General features: G+C 72.2%; 18 protein-coding genes. 10 read left to right on the top strand and 8 right to left on the bottom strand.

Annotation, left to right across the window (positions count from 1 at the left end; genetic code table 11):
* Positions 1 to 16: 16 nt before the first annotated feature.
* Positions 17 to 592, top strand: coding sequence for a GNAT family N-acetyltransferase (locus ASG04_RS13425; protein ID WP_056125245.1), 576 nt, complete (start codon positions 17 to 19; stop codon positions 590 to 592).
* A gap of 123 nt (positions 593 to 715) precedes the next feature.
* Here the strand turns inward: ASG04_RS13425 and ASG04_RS13420 are convergent, their stop codons facing one another.
* Positions 716 to 1,303: a TetR family transcriptional regulator gene (locus tag ASG04_RS13420; RefSeq protein ID WP_056125243.1), complete on the bottom strand. Its 588-nt coding sequence runs from the start codon at positions 1,301 to 1,303 to the stop codon at positions 716 to 718.
* Between the two features lie 69 nt (positions 1,304 to 1,372).
* On the opposite strand from ASG04_RS13420, the gene ASG04_RS13415 reads away from it, so the two are divergent.
* Positions 1,373 to 2,140 carry an SDR family NAD(P)-dependent oxidoreductase gene (locus tag ASG04_RS13415; protein WP_056125242.1) on the top strand — a complete coding sequence of 256 codons (768 nt, stop codon included), beginning with the start codon at positions 1,373 to 1,375 and terminating at the stop codon, positions 2,138 to 2,140.
* Between the two features lie 191 nt (positions 2,141 to 2,331).
* Here ASG04_RS13415 and ASG04_RS13410 read toward each other — a convergent pair whose 3' ends face one another.
* A complete protein-coding gene (locus ASG04_RS13410; RefSeq protein ID WP_056125239.1) occupies positions 2,332 to 2,775 on the bottom strand; it encodes a hypothetical protein in 444 nt (147 codons plus the stop codon).
* Between the two features lie 96 nt (positions 2,776 to 2,871).
* Here ASG04_RS13410 and ASG04_RS13405 point away from each other — a divergent pair, with 96 nt between their 5' ends.
* The 5 genes from ASG04_RS13405 to ASG04_RS13385 all read left to right on the top strand — a co-directional run bounded on the left by ASG04_RS13405 (position 2,872) and on the right by ASG04_RS13385 (position 7,684).
* Positions 2,872 to 3,552, top strand: coding sequence for a response regulator transcription factor (locus ASG04_RS13405; RefSeq protein ID WP_056125236.1), 681 nt, complete (start codon positions 2,872 to 2,874; stop codon positions 3,550 to 3,552).
* Entirely contained in the window at positions 3,552 to 4,916 is a 1,365-nt protein-coding gene (locus ASG04_RS13400; protein WP_056125234.1) for a sensor histidine kinase, read from the top strand. The genes ASG04_RS13405 and ASG04_RS13400 overlap by 1 nt, the downstream gene beginning before the upstream one ends.
* Positions 4,917 to 5,031: 115 nt before the next feature.
* The gene (locus ASG04_RS13395) at positions 5,032 to 6,474 is read left to right on the top strand and encodes a ferric reductase-like transmembrane domain-containing protein (protein WP_056125812.1); all 1,443 of its coding nucleotides are present in this window, start codon (positions 5,032 to 5,034) and stop codon (positions 6,472 to 6,474) included.
* The gene (locus ASG04_RS13390; protein ID WP_235515543.1) at positions 6,471 to 6,944 is read left to right on the top strand and encodes an FMN-binding protein; all 474 of its coding nucleotides are present in this window, start codon (positions 6,471 to 6,473) and stop codon (positions 6,942 to 6,944) included. The genes ASG04_RS13395 and ASG04_RS13390 overlap by 4 nt, the downstream gene beginning before the upstream one ends.
* On the top strand, positions 6,941 to 7,684 hold the full coding sequence (locus tag ASG04_RS13385; RefSeq protein ID WP_235515542.1) for an FAD:protein FMN transferase: 744 nt from the start codon (positions 6,941 to 6,943) through the stop codon (positions 7,682 to 7,684). Before ASG04_RS13390 ends, ASG04_RS13385 begins: the two co-directional genes overlap by 4 nt.
* A 118-nt stretch (positions 7,685 to 7,802) precedes the next feature.
* Here ASG04_RS13385 and ASG04_RS13380 read toward each other — a convergent pair whose 3' ends face one another.
* From ASG04_RS13380 to ASG04_RS13360, 5 genes are read right to left on the bottom strand one after another with little or no spacing between them, the layout of a single operon-like run.
* Complete coding sequence (locus ASG04_RS13380; protein WP_082518127.1) at positions 7,803 to 10,781, bottom strand: glycoside hydrolase family 2 TIM barrel-domain containing protein; 2,979 nt, start codon at positions 10,779 to 10,781, stop codon at positions 7,803 to 7,805.
* Positions 10,778 to 11,671, bottom strand: coding sequence for a carbohydrate ABC transporter permease (locus ASG04_RS13375; RefSeq protein ID WP_235515541.1), 894 nt, complete (start codon positions 11,669 to 11,671; stop codon positions 10,778 to 10,780). The genes ASG04_RS13380 and ASG04_RS13375 overlap by 4 nt, the downstream gene beginning before the upstream one ends.
* On the bottom strand, positions 11,668 to 12,540 hold the full coding sequence (locus ASG04_RS13370) for a carbohydrate ABC transporter permease (RefSeq protein WP_082518125.1): 873 nt from the start codon (positions 12,538 to 12,540) through the stop codon (positions 11,668 to 11,670). The genes ASG04_RS13375 and ASG04_RS13370 overlap by 4 nt, the downstream gene beginning before the upstream one ends.
* 48 nt (positions 12,541 to 12,588) lie before the next feature.
* Positions 12,589 to 13,857 carry an ABC transporter substrate-binding protein gene (locus ASG04_RS13365; RefSeq protein WP_056125229.1) on the bottom strand — a complete coding sequence of 423 codons (1,269 nt, stop codon included), beginning with the start codon at positions 13,855 to 13,857 and terminating at the stop codon, positions 12,589 to 12,591.
* A gap of 51 nt (positions 13,858 to 13,908) precedes the next feature.
* Complete coding sequence (locus tag ASG04_RS13360; RefSeq protein WP_235515540.1) at positions 13,909 to 14,913, bottom strand: carbohydrate kinase family protein; 1,005 nt, start codon at positions 14,911 to 14,913, stop codon at positions 13,909 to 13,911.
* Between the two features lie 116 nt (positions 14,914 to 15,029).
* Between ASG04_RS13360 and ASG04_RS13355 the strand changes: the two genes are divergently transcribed.
* The 3 genes from ASG04_RS13355 to ASG04_RS13345 all read left to right on the top strand — a co-directional run bounded on the left by ASG04_RS13355 (position 15,030) and on the right by ASG04_RS13345 (position 20,299).
* Complete coding sequence (locus ASG04_RS13355; protein ID WP_056125804.1) at positions 15,030 to 15,785, top strand: DeoR/GlpR family DNA-binding transcription regulator; 756 nt, start codon at positions 15,030 to 15,032, stop codon at positions 15,783 to 15,785.
* Positions 15,782 to 17,122 (top strand): 6-phospho-beta-glucosidase, encoded by a 1,341-nt coding sequence (locus ASG04_RS13350; protein WP_056125224.1) that lies wholly within the window; start codon positions 15,782 to 15,784, stop codon positions 17,120 to 17,122. Before ASG04_RS13355 ends, ASG04_RS13350 begins: the two co-directional genes overlap by 4 nt.
* Positions 17,123 to 17,215: 93 nt before the next feature.
* Positions 17,216 to 20,299, top strand: a complete 3,084-nt coding sequence (locus ASG04_RS13345; RefSeq protein ID WP_056125223.1) for an alpha-mannosidase — start codon at positions 17,216 to 17,218, stop codon at positions 20,297 to 20,299.
* A 54-nt stretch (positions 20,300 to 20,353) separates the two neighbouring features.
* On the opposite strand, the gene ASG04_RS18100 is transcribed toward ASG04_RS13345, so the two are convergent.
* Positions 20,354 to 21,166, bottom strand: a complete 813-nt coding sequence (locus ASG04_RS18100; protein WP_414835834.1) for a phosphotransferase — start codon at positions 21,164 to 21,166, stop codon at positions 20,354 to 20,356.
* Between the last annotated feature and the right edge of the window lie 149 nt (positions 21,167 to 21,315).

Below are 21,315 nucleotides of genomic sequence, written 5' to 3'. Positions count from 1 at the left end.
AACGCGAGGAGTCCCGATGACGGTCGTCACCACGACCCTGCAGATGCTCGCTCCGCCGCGGACTGCCCCTCGCCCGTTCCCCGAGGACGTCCGGCTCGACCGGGCGGCACGGGTGTCACCGGAGTACGCCCGCTTCCTCTACGGCCTGGTCGGCGGACCATGGCACTGGACGGACCGGCTGGGATGGTCGCGGCAGCAGTGGGTCGACGAACTCGCCACCGCGGCGACCGAGTTCTGGGTCCTGTACGGCGACGGCAACCCGCTCGGGTACGTCCACCTGCACCCCCAGCCGGCTGACGGTGGGACAGCGGTCGAGATCCGGTACTTCGGGCTCGCCGAGACCGCGATCGGCCGCGGGCTCGGCGGACGCCTGCTGGAACACGGTGTCCGGGCCGCCTGGACCCTCCCTGAGCGCGCGGGGATCCCCGCGGTGTCGCGCGTGTGGGTCCACACCTGTTCGCTCGACGGACCCGCCGCCCTCGCGAACTACCGGGCGCGTGGGTTCGTCGCCACGGGCTCCGAGGAGACGGACGAGGACGTCCCCGACCGTCCGATCGGCTCGTGGGTCGCCACGGGCGGCCCGGCCGGCTGACCGCCGGGGACGGGAGGCCCGTGGCTGGCTGGCCACGGGCCTCCCATCCGGGTCCACGACCGACGGGTGGTCCGGTGCGGGCTCGCCACGGGCCTCCCGTCCGCCACACGGTGTCGAGCGGGCTCAGCCGATCGCCAGCACGTCGAAGGCGCGCTCCATGGCGTGCGCCGGACTGCCGGTGTCGTCGTGCAGCGCCCACCAGGTCAACGCCGCGCTCGCCGCGGCGGCGACCGCATGTGCGCGGACGGTGACCGCCAGGTCGTCCGTCGGTCGTCCCTCCCGTTCGGCGACGAAGCGGACGATCGTCTCCGTCAGGGACGTGACCGTCGCCTCGCCGCCGCGTTCCAGGGACGGGTTCGCACGGATGACGCGCAGCCGGCGCCGCGTCACCTCGAGCGTGTCGTCCGGGAACGACGCGCCGACCAGGTAGGCGGTGCGCAGTGCCACTCCCGACGCCTCGGTGGCGGGTCGGCGCTGCAGCGCCTCGGTGAAGCGTGCGGCGAACTCGTCGAGTCCGCCCCACACCAGCGCGGACTTGCTCGGGAACAGGCGGAACAGCGACCGACGACTGATCCCGGCCGCCGCGGCGATGTCGTCCATCGACACGGCGTCGAAGCCGTCGTCATCGAAGAGCCGGAGCGCGGTGAGGGACACCGCGCCGGGGTCGATCGTGCGCGGGCGCCCGGTCGGACGGTCGCTCGTCGGACTCATCGGTTCCTTTCGGCACTGAGTGCTACAACTGGGTTCGGCGCACACCGCGCCGCTCGACGAGGAGGCACCATGACCGACACCACCGCCGGACGCTTCACCGGCAGGACCATCATCGTCACCGGAGCAGGATCCGGCATCGGGCGCGCCACGGCGGCCCGGATCGCGCACGAGGGCGGCCGTGTGATCGCGACGGACGTCGTGGCCGAACGACTCGACGCCCTGCGTGCCGAGCTCGTCGACTCCGCCGGACTCGCGGTCGAGACGGTCGTCGGGGACGTCACCGGCACCGAGACGATCGACGCGTTGCTCGCTGCCGCGGGCGACCGCATCGACGGCCTGGCCAACGTCGCCGGGATCATGGACGCGTTCCTGCCGCCGAGCGAGGTCGACGACGCCACGTGGGACCGGGTGTTCAGCGTGAACGTCACGGGTCCGATGCGCCTGACCCGGGCGGTGCTGCCGGTGATGATCGCTGCCGGGCGCGGCGCCGTCGTGAACGTGGCATCGGAAGCGGCCCTGCGTGGGTCGGCGGCCGGCGTGGCGTACACGGCGTCGAAGCACGCGATCGCCGGGTTCACCAAGAGCGTCGCATTCTTCCACGGGCCGCAGGGGATCCGCGCGAACGCCGTGGCGCCGGGTGCCGTGGCGACCAACATCGAGGCGCCGATGCGCAGCGAGTACGCGGCCGGACGGATCGGCCCGCTCCTGCAGGTCGTCGTCCCGCCGGTGGCGCAGCCCGAGCAGCTCGCGGCCGCGATCACCTGGCTGCTGAGTGACGACTCGGCGAACGTCAACGGTGCCGTCCTGCCGAGCGACGGCGGCTGGTCGGTGGTCTGACGGACGCGAGCCGCGCCTCCAGGCCGCGCACCGTGCGCGGTTTGTCTTCGGTGCGAGCTTGACGGCTCGGTGCGAGGCACCAACCTTGCACCGAGCCACCAAGCGCGTGCGGACCGGGCCGTCCGCGTGCGGACCGGGGCCGTCCGCGCGAGCACCGGGGCGTCCGCGTGAGCACCGGGGCGTCCGCGTGCTCAGCCGCGCCGCATTGCCGCCGTCCGGACCGACAGCCAGATCGCGACGCCGTAGACGACGAACGCCAGCACGACGTGCCACGGCGTCACCCAGTCCCAGCCGAGGGTCGTGATCGCGTGGCCGAGCAGCCACTGCACGACGCTCAGGACGAACAGTGCACCGGCGCCGACGGCCGCGAGCCGGGCAGTGCCGAGCCGGGTGAACGCGACGACGGCCGCGGCCAGGGCGAAGACCATGATCGGGTAGGCGACGAGCCCGTGGACGTCGGTCCAGGTCGCCTTTGCGGACTCGGGCAGGCCGTCGGAGATGAACTCGCCGGCGGTCAGCGACTGCAGGAAGACGAACAGGACGGTCAGCCCGACCAGGATCGCGAAGGCCCGCCGGGGTCCGGCGGGGAGCGTGCTCGTGGTGCGGGAGTCGGACCGGGTGGTGGGGACAGTCATGGCGAGGACGTTAGTCAGCCCGGCGCGCACCGTGCCCGCGCGGCGTCGTTCGAAACCTCACACGATGCGCGGGCTGGATGCTGGTTGGCTGGGGGCATGGCGGCGATCCTGGTGGTGGAGGACGACCCGGCGATGGGCGCCCTGGTCGCGCGCGGGCTCACCGGCGAGGGCCACACCGTCACGGTCGTGACCGACGGCGTCGAGGCGCTCCTCCGTGCCCGCGAGCAGGCGTTCGACGCGGCGGCCATCGACGTGATGCTGCCGGAGATGACCGGCTTCGAGGTGTGCCGCCGGCTGCGCGAGATGGGGCAGGACCTGCCCGTGATCCTGGTGACCGCGCGCGACGCCGTCGACGACCGCGTGTTCGGGCTCGACTCCGGCGCCGATGACTACCTGACCAAGCCGTTCGCGATCGCCGAGCTGAACGCCCGGATCCGCGCGCAGCTGCGTCGTCGTGCAGCGGGCACCGCGACCGTCGTGACGGCCGGACGGGTGCGGCTCGACGTGGTCGCCGTGCGTGCATCGGTCGACGGACGCGACCTGCCACTGAGCGTCAAGGAGTTCTCGCTGCTGCGCTTCCTGATCCAGGGGAGCCCGGCGACGCGCTCGCGGGCCGAGGTGCTGCAGGAGGTCTGGGGGAGTGCCGAGCACTTCGATCCGACGATCGTCGACCAGTACGTCAGCTACGTCCGGAAGAAGCTGTCCGCCGCCGGTGCCGACGTGTCGATCCGCACGGTGCGCGGTGTCGGCTATGCACTCGAGGTCGTCCCCGCGTGATGCGGGTCCTGGGGCGCCTGTCGATCCGTGCGCGCATCACCCTGGGCAGTCTGCTCATCGGTGCCGTCGTGCTCACCGGGGCGGCCGGGGTGCTGCACCTGCAGATCCGGCAGGCGACGCTCGCGACGGACCGGTCGCTGGCCGCGGGTGACGCCGCCCCGTTCGTCTCCGACCTGCGGAACAACCCCGACGAACCGCCGGACCGCCCGGCCGAGGACGTCCTGGTCGGCATCCGGAGTGCGGACGGCAGCTGGGTCGTCGACGCCCTTCCGGCCGACGTCCGCCGGGTGCTGCCCGACACCGTCCCGGACGACCAGGTCACGCTGCGCCTGCACACCGACCGTCGGAGCGTCACGGTCGTCGGCACCCCGGTCGTCAACGACCGTGGGACGTTCGTCGTCTGGGCCGCACACGACGGCCGCGCCGGGCAGGAGACCCTGGAACGCGTCGACCGGTCCCTGGTGATCGGGGTGCTCCTGGCCGTCGCGGCGTTCGCGGGGACGGCGTGGCTGCTCTCGACGCTGGCGCTCCGGCCGGTGGGTCGGTTGCGACGCACCGCCGAGGACATCAGCGCGGGCCGCAGCGGTGGGCACCTGCCCGTCGGCACGTCGGCCGACGAGCTCGACGACCTGGCGCGGACCCTCAACGCGTTCATCGACCGGCAGCGCGCGGACGCCGCACGCGAGCGACAGATGGTCTCCGACGCCAGCCACGAACTGCGCACCCCGTTGGCGGCGCTGACGGCGCGGCTGGAGCTGGCACACCGCGAGTCCGGCGACGCCGAGGCACTCGAACGCGAGCTGAGCGCGGCCGAGGTCGACGCGGGGCGGCTCGTCGCGCTGGCGAACACGCTGCTCGAGCTGAGCCGCCTGGACGAGGACGGTCCGCAGCCGACCACGACAGCGCGCGACCTCGTCACCGAGTTGATGGGCAGCGTGGACCGCGCCCGGGCGCTCGGCGGGGTCGAGGACCGCGACATCGACTTCGACGTCGAAGCGCCCGACAGCGACGTCCGGTACGCGATCGGCACCGCGGCCTTCGCCCGCGTCGTCGACAACCTGGTCGCGAACGCGGTCGCCGCCGGCAGTGCGGGTGGTGTGGTGCGGGTGGCACTCGGCCAGGAGGACCGGCTCGGCCTGGTCCTGCGGGTCACCGACGACGGTCCCGGCGTGCCGGTGGACTTCCTCCCGCGGGCGTTCGACCGGTTCACGCGTGCCGACGAGGCCCGGCGCTCCCGGCTCGGCGGCAGCGGGCTCGGGCTCGCGCTCGTGCGGGCCGTGGCTGAGCGGGCCGGCGGGAGCGCATCACTCGCCAACCCGGTGGGCGGGGGCGCGGAGGCCGTGGTCCGGTTGCCCGCGCTCTGACGGCGGCGCTTCGTTCGAGGTCTCGAACGAAGCGCCGTGGCCGTTCCCGGTCCACGCATAGGAGTCATCCTCAGGCTGTGTGTCACCCGACCACCTGCTGAAGAGGAGCGCGACGATGATCGACACCGCTCGCCCCGCCCGCACCGCCGTCCGACACGCGGTCCCACCCGCTGCCGAGCCGCTCGACGTCGCTGTCGGACGCCGCCGCCGAGCCCACCGTCGGCGCACCGCCGCGGGCGACCTGCTGGGTGTCCTGGCGTGGGCGTCGGCTGCCGCCGCGGTCGCGCTCTGGCTGGCCTCGCCGGGGTCGCACACGGTGTCCGGCATCAGCGGCTGGCTGACCGACGCGGGCATCGTCGCGGGGCTGGTCGCGACCGACCTGGTGCTGGTCATGCTCGTGCTGGCCGCCCGGGTCCCGCTCATCGACCGCACCTTCGGCCAGGACACCGCGATCGCCGTGCACCGCTCGCTCGGCAAGCCCGTGCTGTACCTGCTGCTCGCACACGGCCTGTTGCTCACCCTGGGCTACGGCGCGGCGGACCGGACGAACCCGATCGCCGAGACCATCGCGCTGTTCTCGACGCCGGACATGCCGCTGGCGTACCTGGGACTCGGGCTGTTCGTGGCCGTCGTGGTGACGTCGCTCGTCGCCGTGCGCCGGCGCCTGCCGTACGAGGCGTGGCACGTGATCCACCTGCTCAGCTACGCCGCGGTGCTCGTGGCGCTGCCGCACATGCTCAGCGTCGGCAGCGTCCTGGCGAACGGCACCTGGCAGCGGGTGTACTGGATCGCGCTGTACGTGATCGCGCTCGGGCTCATCGTCGTGTACCGGTTCCTGCTGCCCGTCGTGGTCTCCCTGCGGCACCGCATCCGTGTCGTGGCGGTGGAGCCGATCGCACCCGGCGTGGTGTCGATCCACCTGACCGGGCGGGACCTCGACCGGCTGGGAGTGCGCGGCGGGCAGTACGGCGTGTGGCGGTTCTGGACCGCACGGACCTGGTGGCACGCACACCCGGTCTCGTTCTCCGCCGTTCCCGGTGCCCGCTCTGCACGCATCACCGTGCGCGACCTCGGCGCCGGATCGGCCCGACTCGGTCGGATCACCCCCGGGGCGGTCGTCTCGCTCGAGGGGCCCTACGGACTGTTCACCACGCGAGCCCGGACGGCTCCCTTCCTGGCGCTCGTCGCGTCCGGGATCGGCATCACCCCGGTCCGCGCGCTGCTCGAGGACACCGACCTGCGGCCGGGCGAGGCGACCGTGCTGCTGCGCGGGACGGACGCCGACCAGCAGTACCTGTGGCACGAGACCGCAGCGTTGGCCGCGTCGACCGGCAGCGTGTGCGCCACCATGGTCGGTCCCCGCGCATGGTCCCGCGAGAGCTGGATGACCGAGGACGACGTCCGACGCGGTGTGACGCTGCGCGCGGTGTTCCCGCGCCTGCTCGAGTCCGACCTGTACGTGTGCGGCCCGCAGGTGTGGGCTGACCTGGTCGTCCGCGAGGCCCGGCTCGCCGGCGTCCCCGAACACCAGATCCACCAGGAACGGTTCGGCTCGTGAGGGCGCGGATGGTGGCCGGCGGGATCGTCTCGTCCGCCGCGGTCCTGGTCATCGGCTGGCAGCTCGGCGCGCAGCCGGCGGTGACGACACCGGTGCAGCAGGGCACGACCAGCGGCAGCACCTCGTCGGGCAGCGGTACCTCCGGAGGCACGTCGAGCGGTGGCGCGTCCACCGGGACCGGGACCTCGACCGCGTCCGGCACGTTCACCGGCACCACCGCCCAGACCCGGTACGGACCGGTCCAGGTCGAGATCACGGTGGCCAGCGGGAAGATCACCGAGGTGACGGCGCTCCAGCTGACCAACGACGGCGGTCGCTCGGTGCAGATCAGCCAGCAGGCCGCCCCGATCCTGCGGCAGGAGGCCCTGCAGGCGCAGTCCGCGAAGATCCAGGCGGTGAGCGGCGCGACCTACACCAGCGACGGCTACGTCACCTCACTGCAGTCCGCGATCGACCAGGCGGGCCTGTGAGCGTCCGGACGTTCCCGACGATGGGCACCGTGGTCAGCCTCCGCGGTGCCGACGACGCCACCGCGGCCGAGGTCCGCAGCGTCTTCGCCGGGTACGACCACCGCTACAGCCTGTACGACCCGAGCTCGGTGCTGCGCCGCGTGGCCGACGGGGCGCTCCGCCTGCCGGACACCCCGGACGAGGTCCGTGCGACGTACGCCCTGGCGCTGGCATGGCGTGACCGGACCCACGGGGCGTTCACCCCGCACCGCCCGGACGGCGTCGTCGACCTGTCCGGGGTCGTCAAGGCGATGGCCATCCGTGACGCCGGCACGGTGCTCGACGCGGCTGGTCACGACTGGATGCTCAGCGTGGGCGGCGACGTGCTGGTGCGCGGGCAGCACGAGGAGCAGCCCTGGGGCGTCGGGATCGTCGACCCGACCGACCGGCAGCGGGTGGTCGCCGTCGTCCCCCTCACAGCACCCCGTCGGGCGGTCGCGACGTCCGGCACGGCGGAACGCGGGGAACACATCTGGCGCCGCGCCGCCCCGACGTTCGTCCAGGCCACCGTGGTCGCCGACGACATCGTCACCGCCGACGTGCTCGCCACCGCGATCGTCGCCGGCGACGAGACCGACCTGGCCGGGTTCACCGCGGACGAGGACGTCGACGTCATCGCGTTCAGTGCCGACGGCCGGGTGTGGGCGACGCCGGGCCGCGCGACCGCCGCGCTGACGCAACCGAGCACGGTGCGAGGCTGACGGCCTCGAGCACGGTGCGAGCTTCCCGCTCGGTGCGAGGTTGACGGCCCGGTGCGGGGGGGGGCAACCGCGCACCGGGCGGCCAAGCTCGCACGGACCGCCGCCGCACCCCGCCCGGTCAGCGGAACGTGATGTCGAGCGCCACCTGCCGCGGCCAGAGTGCGTATCGGGGGAGCACGTCCGGCCCGCATGCCCGTGACCCGAGCCCGTGCTGCGCAGCGTCGAGGTACAGGTGGAGTCGATCGGACGCCGGCAGCTCGTGCGCGTGCCCGACGGCGCTCCACTGCTGGGCGCTGTGCCGCGCGACCTGGAAGCCGGGCAGCGTGGCGCCGTGCCCCTCGGCGGCGGCGACGACGAGCGGACCGAGCCGCAGTTCGTGCAGCCCCGGCCGGTGCCCGGTCTCCTGCGGCCGCGCGTACCGGATGCCGAGGTCGTCGATCGGCGCGGTGAAGCGTCCGACCTCGACGCCGTTGCGGGCGTCGGCGTAGGACTCGTGCGGACCGGTGCCCCACCACGAGGCGTCGTCGGTCAGGTCCTCGGGCAGCTCCAGGTGCAGCCCGATCCGCGGCCACGTGCAGTCCCACGGACCGATCGGCACGGTGGTCCAGCGCAGGCGCAGGCTGCCGTCGTCGCCGGTCCAGCGGAACTCGGACTCGATGCCCGTCGAGGAGCCCGCCGGCATCGACCGGACGCGCTGCACGAGGGCCCGCCCGTCGGTCTCGAGCGACAGCACGCGGTGTGTCAGCCGGTCGAGGCCCCGCTCGCGCCAGCGGTCGGCGGACGGCGGGACGGACTCGTCGCCCCGTCCCGAGGTGAGTTCCGGCAGCACCGTCTCGGAGGACCCCTGTCCGGCGGCACGGTCGTTCTCGGTGGGCGCACGCCACAGTTCCGGCCGCGGTCCGGCGAGCGGGACACCGCGCCACGACCGCAGCGTGCCGTCGTCCGAGAACACCGCGGACACCGGCAGTGCGGTCCGGCCCGGCCGGCCGGACTCGGCCTCGACGGGCTCGACTGCGACCACGTCGGCCGCGACCTGGCCGCTCGCGACGGCGTGCCCGGCGTCCGCCCATGCGGTGTCGGCACGCAGGTCCGCTCGGAAGGTCAGGTGCGCACGGTGGCCTCGCCGCGGGGCGATCGCCTCGCTCGGCAGGGCGACTGTCGCCTCCGAACCGGGGCGGACGGGAGGCACGTCCAGCGTCCCGTCGTCGACCGCGCGTCCGTCGACCCGCAGCTCCCACGACACGACCAGGTCTGCTGTGTCGGCGTGCGCCCGGAGGTTCCGGACGGTCAGCGACGAGCCCGTCCGGACGAAGCGGACGGGCGCCCAGAGCGCCGCCAGGTCGGCGAGTGCGGGGGTGGGCGTGCCGTCGGACAGCACCAGACCGTCCATCACGAAGACCCCGTCGTGGACGGGCTCGCCGAAGTCGCCGCCGTACCCGAAGTACGTCGTGCCGTCGGCCGTCCGGGTGCGGAGGCCGTGGTCCCGCCACTCCCACACGAACCCGCCGTGCAGCGACGGCCACCGCTCGATGCGCTCCTGGTACTCGGCGAGCATGCCCGGCCCGTTGCCCATCGCGTGGCCGTACTCGCACAGCAGGAACGGCTTGGCCCGCTGTCGGGCACCGGCGGCGGGACCCGAGGTCTCGTGCACCGGCATCGTGACCGTGCCGCACACCGAGTCGATCTCCTCGAGCGTCGGGTACATCCGCGAGTAGACGTCCGTGTACGCGCCGTCGACGTCGCCCTCGTAGTGGATCGGCCGCGAGGGGTCGCGCTGTCGGATCCAGTCCGCCATCGCCGCCAGGTTCCGCCCGGTGCCGGACTCGTTGCCGAGCGACCACATCACGACCGAGGCGTGGTTCTTGTCCCGCTCGACGGTGCGCCGTACCCGGTCCAGGTACGCGTCGCGCCACGTCGGGTCGTCGGAGGGGTTGCCGACCCAGTCGACCTCCCAGAAGCCGTGGGTCTCGAGGTCGCACTCCAGCACGACCCAGAACCCGAGCTCGTCGGCGAGCTCGAGGAAGCGCGGGTGCGGCGGCTGGTGGGCGGTGCGGACCGCCTGGACGTTGTGGCGCTTCATGAGCGCGAGGTCGGCGCGGACCACGTCCTCGTCGAACACCCGGCCGAGGTCGGGGTGGGTCTCGTGCCGGTTCACGCCGTGGAACACGAGCGGGACGCCGTTGGCCAGCAGCTGGTCGCCGACGACCTCGACGCGACGGAACCCGACCCGCATGCGGACCCGTTCGCCGTCGGTCGCGACCGTCAGGTCGTACAGCCGGGGGATCTCGGCCGACCACGCGTCGACGACGCCGACGTCGAGGTGGGCCGGCGAGGCGGGGCTGATCCGGGCCTCCAGTCCGGTCTCCGGCAGCCGGACCGTGACCGACCCGGCGGTGGTGACCGTCTCGATGCGCAGCCGGCCGCGGCCCGTGACGGGGTCGCGGTCTGCGGTGACGAAGACGTCGTCGAGCGCGTCGACCGGGCGGTGTTCCAGCGCGACCGAGCGGAAGACGCCCGGCAGCCACCACTGGTCCTGGTCCTCGAGGTAACTGCCCTGCGACCACTGGTGCACACGGAGCGCGACCGTGTTGGTGCCCGGACGCAGCACGTCGGTGACGTCGTACTCGACCGCGAGCCGGCTGCCGGTGGACCAGCCGATCTCGGTGCCGTTGACCCACACATGGGCGAGCGACTCGGCGCCGTCGAGCCGCAGCACGGTCCGCCCGGTCGCGGGCCAGTCGTCGGGGAGATCGACCGTGCGGACGTGGTCGCCGGTCGGGTTCGTGTCGGGGACGTGCGGCGGGTCGACCGGGAACGGGTAGCGGATGTTCGTGTACCAGGGGGATCCGTGGCCGTGCAGGGGCCAGTGGGACGGGACGACCAGGTCGTGCCAGTCGGCGCCGTCGGATCCGTGCACGGCGAACGGCGGGATGCCGTCGACCTCGTCGAGCGGCGCGTGGTCGGTGAGCCGGAACCGCCACACGCCGTCGAGTGACAGTGCCCTGGCGTCCGACCGGACCCGTGCGCGAGGAGGCAGGCGCGAGTCCGAGCCGGGCGTCGTGGTCCCAAGGGGCCGGACGGCGTGCGGTGCGCTCACTTGATGGCGCCCTTGGCGATGTCCCCGATGAACTGGCGGGCACCGATGAGGAACACGACCAGCAACGGCAGGACGGACAGCAGCGCGCCGGCCATCACCATGCTGTAGTTGTTCGCGAAGGTGGTGTTGAGCTGCGCCATCGCGACCTGCAGCGTCAGGTGGTTCGGGTCGTTGAGCACGATGAGCGGCCACAGGTAGTCGTTCCACGAGCCGATGAACGTGAAGATCCCGAGGAACCCCAGGCCCGGACGGATGAGCGGCAGGCACACGGTCCACCACTGCCGGAAGAACCCGGCGCCGTCGATCACCGCGGCGTCCATCAGCTCGTCCGGGACGCTCGACAGGATGTACTGCCGCAGCCAGAAGATGCCGAACGCGTTCGCCGCGGCCGGCACGATGAGCGCCTGCAGGTGCCCGACCCAGCCCAGGTTCGTCATCGTGATGAACTGCGGGATCACCGACAGCTGCATCGGCAGCATGAACGTGACGAGCACCACGGTGAACAGCGTCTTGCGCAGCGGGAAGTCGAACTTGGCGAACGTGAACGCCGCCAGCGAGTCGAAGAACAGCACGAGCGCGGTGACGCTCACCGAGACGATCACGGTGTTCAGCAGCGCGCCGCCGAAGTCGATCTTGTCGAAGACCTCGCCGATGTTCTGGAAGAGCCACGGCCCCGGCACGAACACCGGCGGCGACTTGTAGATGTCGCTCGTGGTGTTGCTCGCCATCACGAACAGCCAGTACAGCGGGAAGATCGACACCACGGCGCCCAGGGTGAGCAGCGTGTACAGCACCACGCGTGACGCGGGCGGTCGACGGTGGCGGCGCCGGGTCAGGGGAGAGCGCGGTTCGGTCTGCGCCGCCGTCGGGCGCTGGGTCAGGACGGTCACGACTGTGCCTCTTCCTTGCGGCCGGCGGTGAAGCGCCAGCTGATGATCGTGAACACGACGACGATGAGGAACACGCCCCAGGCGATGGCTGCGCCGTAGCCGAAGCGGTTGAAGCCGAAGGCCTGCTGGTAGAAGTAGAGGACCATCGTCAGGCCGCCCTGCCCGGCACCGCCGCTGTTGGTGGACCCGGCGGTGGTGGTCAGGACCTGGGCCTCGGTGAAGCTCTGCAGGCCGGTGATCGTGCTGACGACCAGCACGAAGATCACCGTCGGGCGCAGCAGCGGCAGGGTGATCGAGAAGAAGCTGCGGAAGGCGCCGGCGCCGTCGATCTTGGCTGCCTCGTACACCTCGCCGCCGATGGACTGCATGCCGGCCAGGAAGATGATCGCGTTGTAGCCCGTCCACTGGTAGGTGATCAGGAGCGACACGGTGACCTGGATGCCGAACGGCGTGCTCAGCCACGGCACCGCGGGCAGACCGACGGCATGCAGCAGGGTGTTGGCCAGGCCGAAGTTCTGCCCGAAGATCGAGCCGAACAGCACCGCCATGGCGACGACCGACGTGATGTTCGGGATGAAGTAGGCGATGCGGAGTGCCGTGCTGTAGCGGACGGCGCTGTTGAGCATCGCCGCCACGACGATGGCGATGACGAGCATCGGGAACGTCGACAGCGCGAAGATGACGAAGGTGTTGCGGATCGACAGGTAGAACGTCGGGTCGGCGAAGAGCTTCTGGAAGTTCTCCAGGCCGACCCAGGTCGGGTCGCCCAGACCGTTCCAGTCCTGGAAGGACAGCACGAGCGAGTACATCGTCGGGTACAGCCCGAACACCAGGAACAGGATGAAGAACGGTGCGACGGCGAGGTACATCGGCCAGGTGCGGCGGATGCCCCGCCAGCGACGGTGCGACGGAGGTCGTCACTTGGCTGACTCCAGCGCCGACTTCGCGGCCTTGACGGCGTCGTCCCAGGCCTGGTCCGCGTCCTTGCCCTGCGACTGGATGTTCGTCAGCTGGGTGAGGTACGGCGCCGAGACCTGGGCGTCGTAGGGGCTGGTGTACTTCGTCGGCATCGACTCGATCGCGTCCTTGAACACGGACGCGGTGTCCTGGCCGCCGAAGAACGAGTCACCCTTCGTCAGCGCTGACTCGTCGAGCGCCTTGGACGAGGACGGGAAGTTGCCGACCTGGCTGTACGTGGTCGCCTGGGCCGACGGCGAGATCAGCGACTCGATGACCTTGAGTGCGGTCTTCTTGTCGGACGTGGCGGCGGGGATGGTCAGGAACGAACCACCGACGTTGCCGGGCCCGCCGGGCGTCGCCGTGACGCGCCAGCTGCCCGACGTGTCCGGCGCCGCGCTCTTGATGTCCCCGGCGTGCCATGCGGCGCCGAGGACGGTCGGGATGGTGCCCTCGTTGACGGCTGAGGCCCAGTCCGGGCTGCCGTCCTCGATGCCGGCGACGATGCCGTCCTTCTCGGCGGTGACGGCGCGGTCCCAGGCCTGCTTGACCGTGTCGCTGTCGCCGGTGAACTTGCCCGACTTGTTGACGAACCCGCTGTCGGCCTGCGCCATCGACCAGCTGAAGACGTCGCCCATCGAGACCTCGAGCGACGCGCCCGTCTTCTCCTTGAGCTGCTTGCCGAACGCGAAGTACTTGTCCCACGTACTGGTGGCGTCCGCGACGGCTGCGGGCTCGGAGGGCAGCCCCGCCTTCTCGAGGACGTCCTGACGGTAGAACAGCGCCGAGGGGCCGATGTCCGTCGGCAGCCCGATCAGCTTGCCGTCGGCGGTGGTGGCCTCGGCGAGCTTCCACTTCGGGAACTGCGCGAGGTACGAGGCCGGCACCACGTCCTTCAGATCGGTGAACAGACTCGACTGCTGCAGGAAGTAGGGCATGTCCTCGCCCTTGACGCCGGTGATCGAGGGGATGTTGCTCTTGCCGGTGAACGTCGTCACGAGCTTCTGCTTGAAGTCACCGCCGATGACGTTGACCTGCAGCTTGTCGGAGCTGAACTCCTTCTTGGCGCTCGAGACCACCGTGTCGCCGACGGCGCCGGGCCACAGCCAGGTGGTGAGCTTGCCGGACGATGCGGACGAGCCCGCGGAGCAGCCGGTGAGGACGATGGCCGCGGCGACCGCGGTGGCGAGGACCGCGGCGGTGCGGCGACGCTTCGAGGAGGTGCGCATGGGGTGTCTCCTGGTGTTCGGGAAGTGGAGCGGGGAGGGGGAGGTGGTGGGTCAGGTGGTCCGGCCCGCGGTGGCGGGCGTGACGGACAGGAGGCTCGTGGCGAGGAACCCGAACCGGTCCGGATCCGCGGCGGCCGGGTTGGCGGCCAGCCACGGGGCCAGGTCACCGGCGCGGGGGGCGGTGGACGCGCCTCCGGGCCGGGAGACGGTGATCGCGGCGACGAGCGCGGCGAAGTCGACCCGCTCGCGCAGCGGCAGGTCGGTGAGCGAGGCCACGGCGAGCGCGGCGCAGAAGACGTCACCGGCGCCGGTCGCGTCGACCGCGCGGACCCGGACGGGCGCCGCGACGACCTCGTCGCCGGTGCTCGCGTCGACCGCGACGACGCCGTCGCCGCCCATGGTCACGACACTGAGCGGGACACGCTCGGCCAGCGCTCGTGCGGCTCGGACCGGGTCGTCGGTGCGGGTGTAGGCCATCGCCTCGCGGTCGTTCGGGGTGAACGCGTACGCGCCGTCGATCGCGTCGAGGAGTGCGGGGTCCCAGGAGCCGGACGCGTCCCAGCCGACGTCGGCGAAGACACGCAGACCCCGATCACCGCTGGCGCCGACCCAGTCGGCGGTGGTCGCGTCGACGTGGAGTGCGGCGACGCGCCCGCCCCGTGCCGGCAGCAGGTCGTCGAGGGCGACGGGGGACTCGGTCCCACCGGTGACGATCGCGCGGTCGCCGTCGTACCCGAGGCAGGCGCTGACCGGGACGCTCCAGCCCGGCACCGTGCGGAGCAGGTCGGTGCCGATGCCCTCGGCCGCCAGCGACGACCGGCACAGGTCGCTCAGGGCGTCGTCCCCGACGGCCGCACAGGCGTCGGTGGACGCACCGAGGCGGGCCGCGGCGATCGCGAAGTTGGCGATGCCGCCGGGCGTCCAGGCGAAGTGCCGGGTCCAGTGCTCCTCGCCCAGGACGGGTGCGCCGTGCAGGTCGGCGAACACCGCGTCGAAGAACAGCATGCCGGCAACGAGCACGTCGGCATCGGTGCTGGGGTGCAGTCGGTCGTCCATCGCGGTCTCCATCGGTCGGCGCTGAGGAAGTTGTAACACAGATCGATCCCGATCGCGCAGGATTTTGGTTGAAGATCATTGCAAGTTGATCGATTTTGATCGCTATGCTGGTGACCATGAAGGACATCCGCGATCTCGCCATCCTCGATCGACTGCGGGCCGCCCGCGCCGCGTCGGTGACCGACCTGGCCGAGGCGACCGGGTCCAGCGTCGCGACGATCCGCCGCGACCTGCAGCGGCTCGACGATGCCGGCCTGCTGCGGCGCACCCGCGGCGGCGCGGTCCTCGCCGACGGCCACGAGGGCGACGCCCCGTTCCCCGAGGTCGAGACCGTGCACCGCGACGAGAAGGTCCGCATCGCCCGGGCCGCCGCCGACCTGATCGAGGACGGCCACACCGTGGTGCTCGACATCGGTACGACCGTCCTGCAGCTCGCGATGCTGCTGCGCGGGCGCCCCGTCACCGTCATCACCGCGAACATGGCGGTGTTCGAGGCGCTCAAGGACGACGCCGCCGTGCACCTCGTGCTGCTGCCGGGCGACTACGACCCCGTGTACCACTGCGTCTCGGGACCCCTGACCACCGACTCGCTCCGACTCATCCGCGCCGACCACGCCTTCCTGGGCGTCAGCGGGATCTCGGCGAGCGGCGACCTGCGCGACACCACGATCGCGCAGGTCCCCATCAAGCAGGCGATCGCCACCGCGTGCGACGAGGTCACCGTCCTCGCCGACAGCAGCAAGTTCCCGGGCACCGGGGCCGCGCGCATCGACCTGCCGTCATCGATCGTGCGGGTCGTCACCGACGCCGAACCGCCGGTCCCGGTCGCCGCCGCGTTCGCCGCGCACGGCGTGGAGGTTCTCGTCCCGTGAAGCTCGTCATGATCGGCGGTGGCGGGTTCCGCACGCCGCTGGTGTACTCCGCCATGCTCCGCGACCACGCCCCCGGGCGGGTCACCGAGGTCGCCCTCGTCGACGTCGACGCCGACCGCCTGCGCACGATGGCCCGGATCCTCGCCGACCAGGCCGACGGGGTCGCCGACGCCCCCGTCGTCTCCGTGCACACCGACGTCGAGGCGGCGCTCCCCGGTGCCGACTTCGTGTTCTCGGCGATCCGGGTCGCGGGGATGGAGGGCCGGGCGACCGACGAGCGGATCGGCCAGTCCCACGGCGTGATCGGGCAGGAGACCGTCGGCTTCGGCGGGATCTCGTACGCGCTCCGCACGCTGCCGATCGTCATGGAGCTGGCTCGGACGATCCGCCGTCTTGCTCCGGACGCCTGGGTGATCAACTTCACCAACCCCGCCGGCGTCGTCACCGAGGCCATGTCGACCGTGCTGGGTGACCGTGTGATCGGCATCTGCGACTCGCCGATCGGCCTGGCCCGTCGTGCGCTGGGCACGCTCGGCATCCAGCACGGCCCCGACGTCGAGCTCGAGTACGCGGGTCTGAACCACCTGGGCTGGCTGACCGCCCTGCGCGTCGACGGGGTTGACCGGCTGCCCGAGGTGCTCGCGGACCCGGGGCGGATCGAGTCCTTCGAAGAGGGCCGCCTGTTCGGCGCCGAGTGGGTGCAGGCGCTCGGGGCGCTGCCGAACGAGTACCTGCACTACTACGCCTACCGCCGGGACGTGCTGCAGGCCGACCAGTACGCGCCGCACACCCGCGCGCGCTACCTGGTCGAACAGCAGGACCGGTTCTGGGCGGACGCCGCGCAGAGCCCCCAGCCGTTCCACACTTGGCAGGAGAGCCGCCACGAGCGTGAGTCGACCTACATGGCGACCAACCGCGACTCGGTCGGCATGGGGGAGCGCGACCTTGAGGACATGACCTCCGGCGGCTACGAGGACGTCGCGCTCTCGCTCATGCGGGGCATCGCGTACGACCAGCCTGCCCGGCTCATCCTCAACGTGCCGAACCGGGGCACGCTCGCCGGACTCGACGACGACGCCGTGGTCGAGGTCCCGTGCACCGTCGACGCATCCGGCGCGCACCCGATCGCCGGAGCCCGCGTGCCCGACTTCGGGCTCGGCACCGTCACCGCGGTCAAGTACGTCGAGCGCCAGACGATCGAGGCAGCGCTCCACGGCTCCCGTTCCGCCGCGCTGCGCGCACTCGCCCACCACCCGCTCGTGGACTCCGTCCGGGTCGCCCGGGCGCTGCTCGAGGACGCGACCACGTCGTTTCCGCACCTGTCCTACCTGAGCTGACCCGCGACTCCCGGTCGACCCACCGACCGTGCTCGTCCCAGCAGCCCCGCCCACCCTGGCCCCGCCCACACGGCCCGTCCCGAAAGCCCCGCCATGCACCAGAACCAGAAGCTCGTCGAGGAGCGCATCGAGCGCGTCCTGAACGAACGGATCGTCCCCGCCGTCCACCAGGCCCGGACGCCCGTCGCACTGCGTGCGTGGCAGGTGCCCGACGAACCGGTGCCCGCGGACGAGGCCCTGGGCGCCGAGTACCGTCCCTTCGCGGTCGGTGAGCCGTGGGGTCGGGCGTGGTCGACCTGGTGGTTCGAGGTCACCGGCACGGTGCCGCCCGAGTGGGCCGGCCGGACCGTCGAGCTGCTCGTCGACCCCGGGTTCCAGGGGGACTGGCCCGGCAACCAGGCCGAGGGGCTGCTGCACACGCCGGACGGCACGCCGGTCAAGGGCATCCACCCGCGCAACCACTACCTGCGCATCGCGGACCAGGCGGAGGGCGGCGAGCAGGTGCACTACTTCCTCGAGGCCGCGGCCAACCCTGACATCCTGGTCAACGAGTTCGTCCCGACGCGGTACGGCTCGAAGAAGACCGCGCCCGAGACGCCGATCTACACCTTCCGCACCGCGGAGCTCGCCGTGTTCGAGCCCGAGGTCTGGGCGCTGCGGTTCGACGTCGAGGTGCTGTTCCAGATGGTGCGGGAGCTACCTGAGACCGACCCCCGCCGCGACGAGGTGCTGCGCGACCTGGAACGCGCGATGGACGTGCTGGCACTCGACGACATCGTCGGCACCGCAGGCGCCGCACGCGCCGAGCTCGCCGGTGCCCTCGCCAGCCCGGCCAACCGCTCCGCCCACCGCCTGAGCGGCATCGGGCACGCGCACATCGACAGCGCCTGGCTCTGGCCGATCCGTGAGACCAAGCGCAAGACCGGCCGGACGTTCTCGAACGTGCTCGCCCTGGCCGAGCAGTACCCGGACCTGAAGTTCGCCGCGTCGAGCGCCCAGCAGTACGCGTGGGTCAAGGAGCGGTACCCGTCGGTCTTCGCCGGGATCAAGGCCGCCATCGCGCGCGGCCAGTGGATCGTCGTCGGGTCGCAGTGGATCGAGCCGGACGGCAACCTGCCCGGCGGCGAGGCCATGGTCCGGCAGGTCACGCAGGGGCTGCGGTTCTTCGCGGACGAGCTCGACGTCGAGACCCACGGGATCTGGCTGCCCGACTCGTTCGGCTACACGGCGGCGTTCCCGCAGATCGCCAAACTCGCCGGGCTCGACTGGTTCCTGACGCAGAAGCTGTCGTGGAACCAGACGAACACCTTCCCGCACCACACCTTCTGGTGGGAGGGAATCGACGGCTCGCGGATCTTCACGCACTTCCCGCCGATCGACACCTACAACGCGACGCTCGAGGGCGAAGAGCTGCACCACGCCGTGCGGCAGTTCCGCGAGAAGGGTGCCGCGACCACCTCCCTGGTGCCCTTCGGGTACGGCGACGGCGGCGGTGGCCCGATCCGCGAGATGATGGAGCGCCAGCGCCGGGTGGAGTCCCTCGAGGGCTCGCCGCGCGTCGAGATCGAACACCCGGACGACTTCTTCGCCCGAGCGCGTGCGGAGTACCCCGACGCGCCGGTCTGGGTCGGCGAGCTGTACCTCGAACTGCACCGCGGCACCTTCACGTCGCACGCTCGCGAGAAGCGCGGCAACCGCCGGGCCGAGCACCTGCTGCGCGAGGCCGAGCTGTGGTGGACCGCGGCGGCACTGCACGGCGCCGACTACCCGTACGACACGTTCGACCAGCTCTGGCAGGCGACCCTGCTGCAGCAGTTCCACGACATCCTGCCCGGGTCCTCGATCCAGTGGGTGCACGAGGAGAACGAGGAGACCTACCGCCGCACCCACGCCGAGATCGAGCAGCTCGCCCTCGACGCCCTCGCGGCGCTGGGGTCCGCCGCGGGCGCGGTCGGCGCGGTCGCGAACCCGGCCGACCACGCCCGCCGGGAGCTCCTCGTCGACGCTGACGGTCGGGCCGTCGGCGTCGTCGAGGTCCCCGGTCACGCGGTCGTGCCCGTGCGCGCGGTGTCGCCGGTGCACCCGGTCACGGCCATGCAGGACGAGGACGGCATCGTGCTCGACAATGGGCTCGTGCGCGTCCACGTCGACGCCGAGGGGCTGCTCGACTCGATCCGCGACCTGACCGCCGGCCGCGAACTCGTGCCCGCGGGCCGTTCCGCGAACCTGCTGCACCTGCACGAGGACCTGCCGAACGCGTGGGACGCGTGGGACATCGATGCGCACTACCGCCGCTCCGTCGTCGAACTCCGCGCCACGGACCGCATCGAACTGGACACGGACGGTGACCTGCGCGCGGTCGTGCGCGTGCACCGCACGTTCGGCTCGTCCGAACTCGTGCAGACCGTCACCCTGCACGCCGACGACGTGCGCGTGCACCTCGGCGTCGACCTCGAGTGGCAGGAGCGCGAGAAGCTGCTCAAGGCCTCGTTGCCGTTCGTCGTGCACGCGCAGCACCACAGCGCCGAGATCCAGTTCGGCCACCTGCGCCGCCCGACCCACACGAACACCTCGTGGGACGACGCCCGCTTCGAGGTGATGGCGCACCGGTGGGTGCACGTCGAGGAACCGGGCTACGGCATCGGTGTGACGAACGCCGGCACCTACGGGCACGACATCACGCGCCGGGTGGGTGACTCCGGCGAGGTCGAGACCGAGGTCCGGCTGAGCCTGGTCCGCGGCGCGCAGTCACCCGACCCCCAGCAGGACCTGGGACACCACACCTTCGCCTACGCCGTCCACCCGGGCGCCGACATCGCCGCCACCGTGGCGAGTGGCTACGACCAGAACCTGCCGTTGCGTGCGGTGGCGGCGGGCGCGGACCTGACCGCTCCGGTGGTGTCCTCGTCGTCGGGCGTCCGCGTCGAGTCGGTCAAGCTCGCCGACGACCGGTCCGGCGACGTCGTCGTCCGGCTGTACGAGGCGCTCGGCGCACGGACCGACACCGAGCTGGACCTGCGGGTCGACGCGGCGTCGGTCGAGCAGGTCGACCTACGCGAACGGCCCCTGTCCGACCCGGCGCTGACGGCGCGGCACTTCGACTGGACGGGCGGCACCGTGTCGCTCGGGCTCCGGCCGTTCCAGGTGGTCACGCTGCGGGTGCGGCCGTGCGCCTGACTGAGCACGGTGCGGGGAGCACGGTGCGCACGTGCGCACCGTGCTCCCGACGCGTCAGCCGAGCCGCCGGACCTGCTCGGCCGCTGCAGCGCCCCAGCCCGTCGGGTCGTCGCCGGGCGGCACGAGCGCCAGGGACGTCCACAGCACCAGGACGTCCCACCACGCTGACTCGGCCGACGACAGCGGGCTGACCGACTCGACCGCCTGGCGGAACGCCGCCCGGACCTCGGCGTCGACCGGCCCCCAGTCGTGGAAGCGCGTGCCGAGCAGGACGGCCCCGCGAGCGAGCTCGACGACGCGGTGGTCGAGCCGGAGGTCCTCGAAGTCGATCAGGCCGACGACCTCGCCGTCGGCGCACAGGACGTTGGCCAAGCGGACGTCACCGTGCACGACCTGTACCGGCAACGGCTCGCTCGGCACCGAAGCGAGCCGAGCGCGCAGCAGGTCGAGCGCCGCGGGCGGCAGGTGCGACGGGGCACCGTCGAGCCATCCCGTCACCTGGTCGACGAGCGGCAGGGGCGCCGGCCGGACGGCGGCGACGTCGTCGTGGCGCGGGCAGGCGGCCAGTGCGTCGTGCACCCGCGCGATCAACCGACCCGTCGACCGCACCGCATCGGGGTCATCGACGTCGAGGAGCTCGCCGCCGATCACACGCTGCAGCCCGGCCGACACGCCGTCGACCTCGACCTGCACCGACCCGTCTCGGGCCGGCACGGGTGCCGACACCGGCAGCCCCCGGTCACCGAGCCACGCGACGACGTCGGCGGCGACCGCCAGCCGCGGGAAGCGTGAGGGCTCGATGCACCACTTGAGCAGGACCTGACCGGTGTCCGTGGCGAGCCATGCCAGGGCGTTCCGGTCGCTCATGACGATCCGCGTGCACGCCGAAGCTGCGATGCCCCAGTGCTCGCTTGCGGCCCGGACCGCCCACCCGGCTGCCTCGTCCTCGGACGCGAACCCGAACCGGTCGCGCAGCACCTCGGCCGCGTCGGCCGTCTCCCACAGCATCGTGATCC

This window comes from Curtobacterium sp. Leaf183 (assembly GCF_001424385.1).
Classification (GTDB): domain Bacteria; phylum Actinomycetota; class Actinomycetes; order Actinomycetales; family Microbacteriaceae; genus Curtobacterium.
The sequence above is the reverse complement of the archived record's forward strand: the minus strand, read 5'-3'. Positions and strand labels throughout refer to the sequence as shown.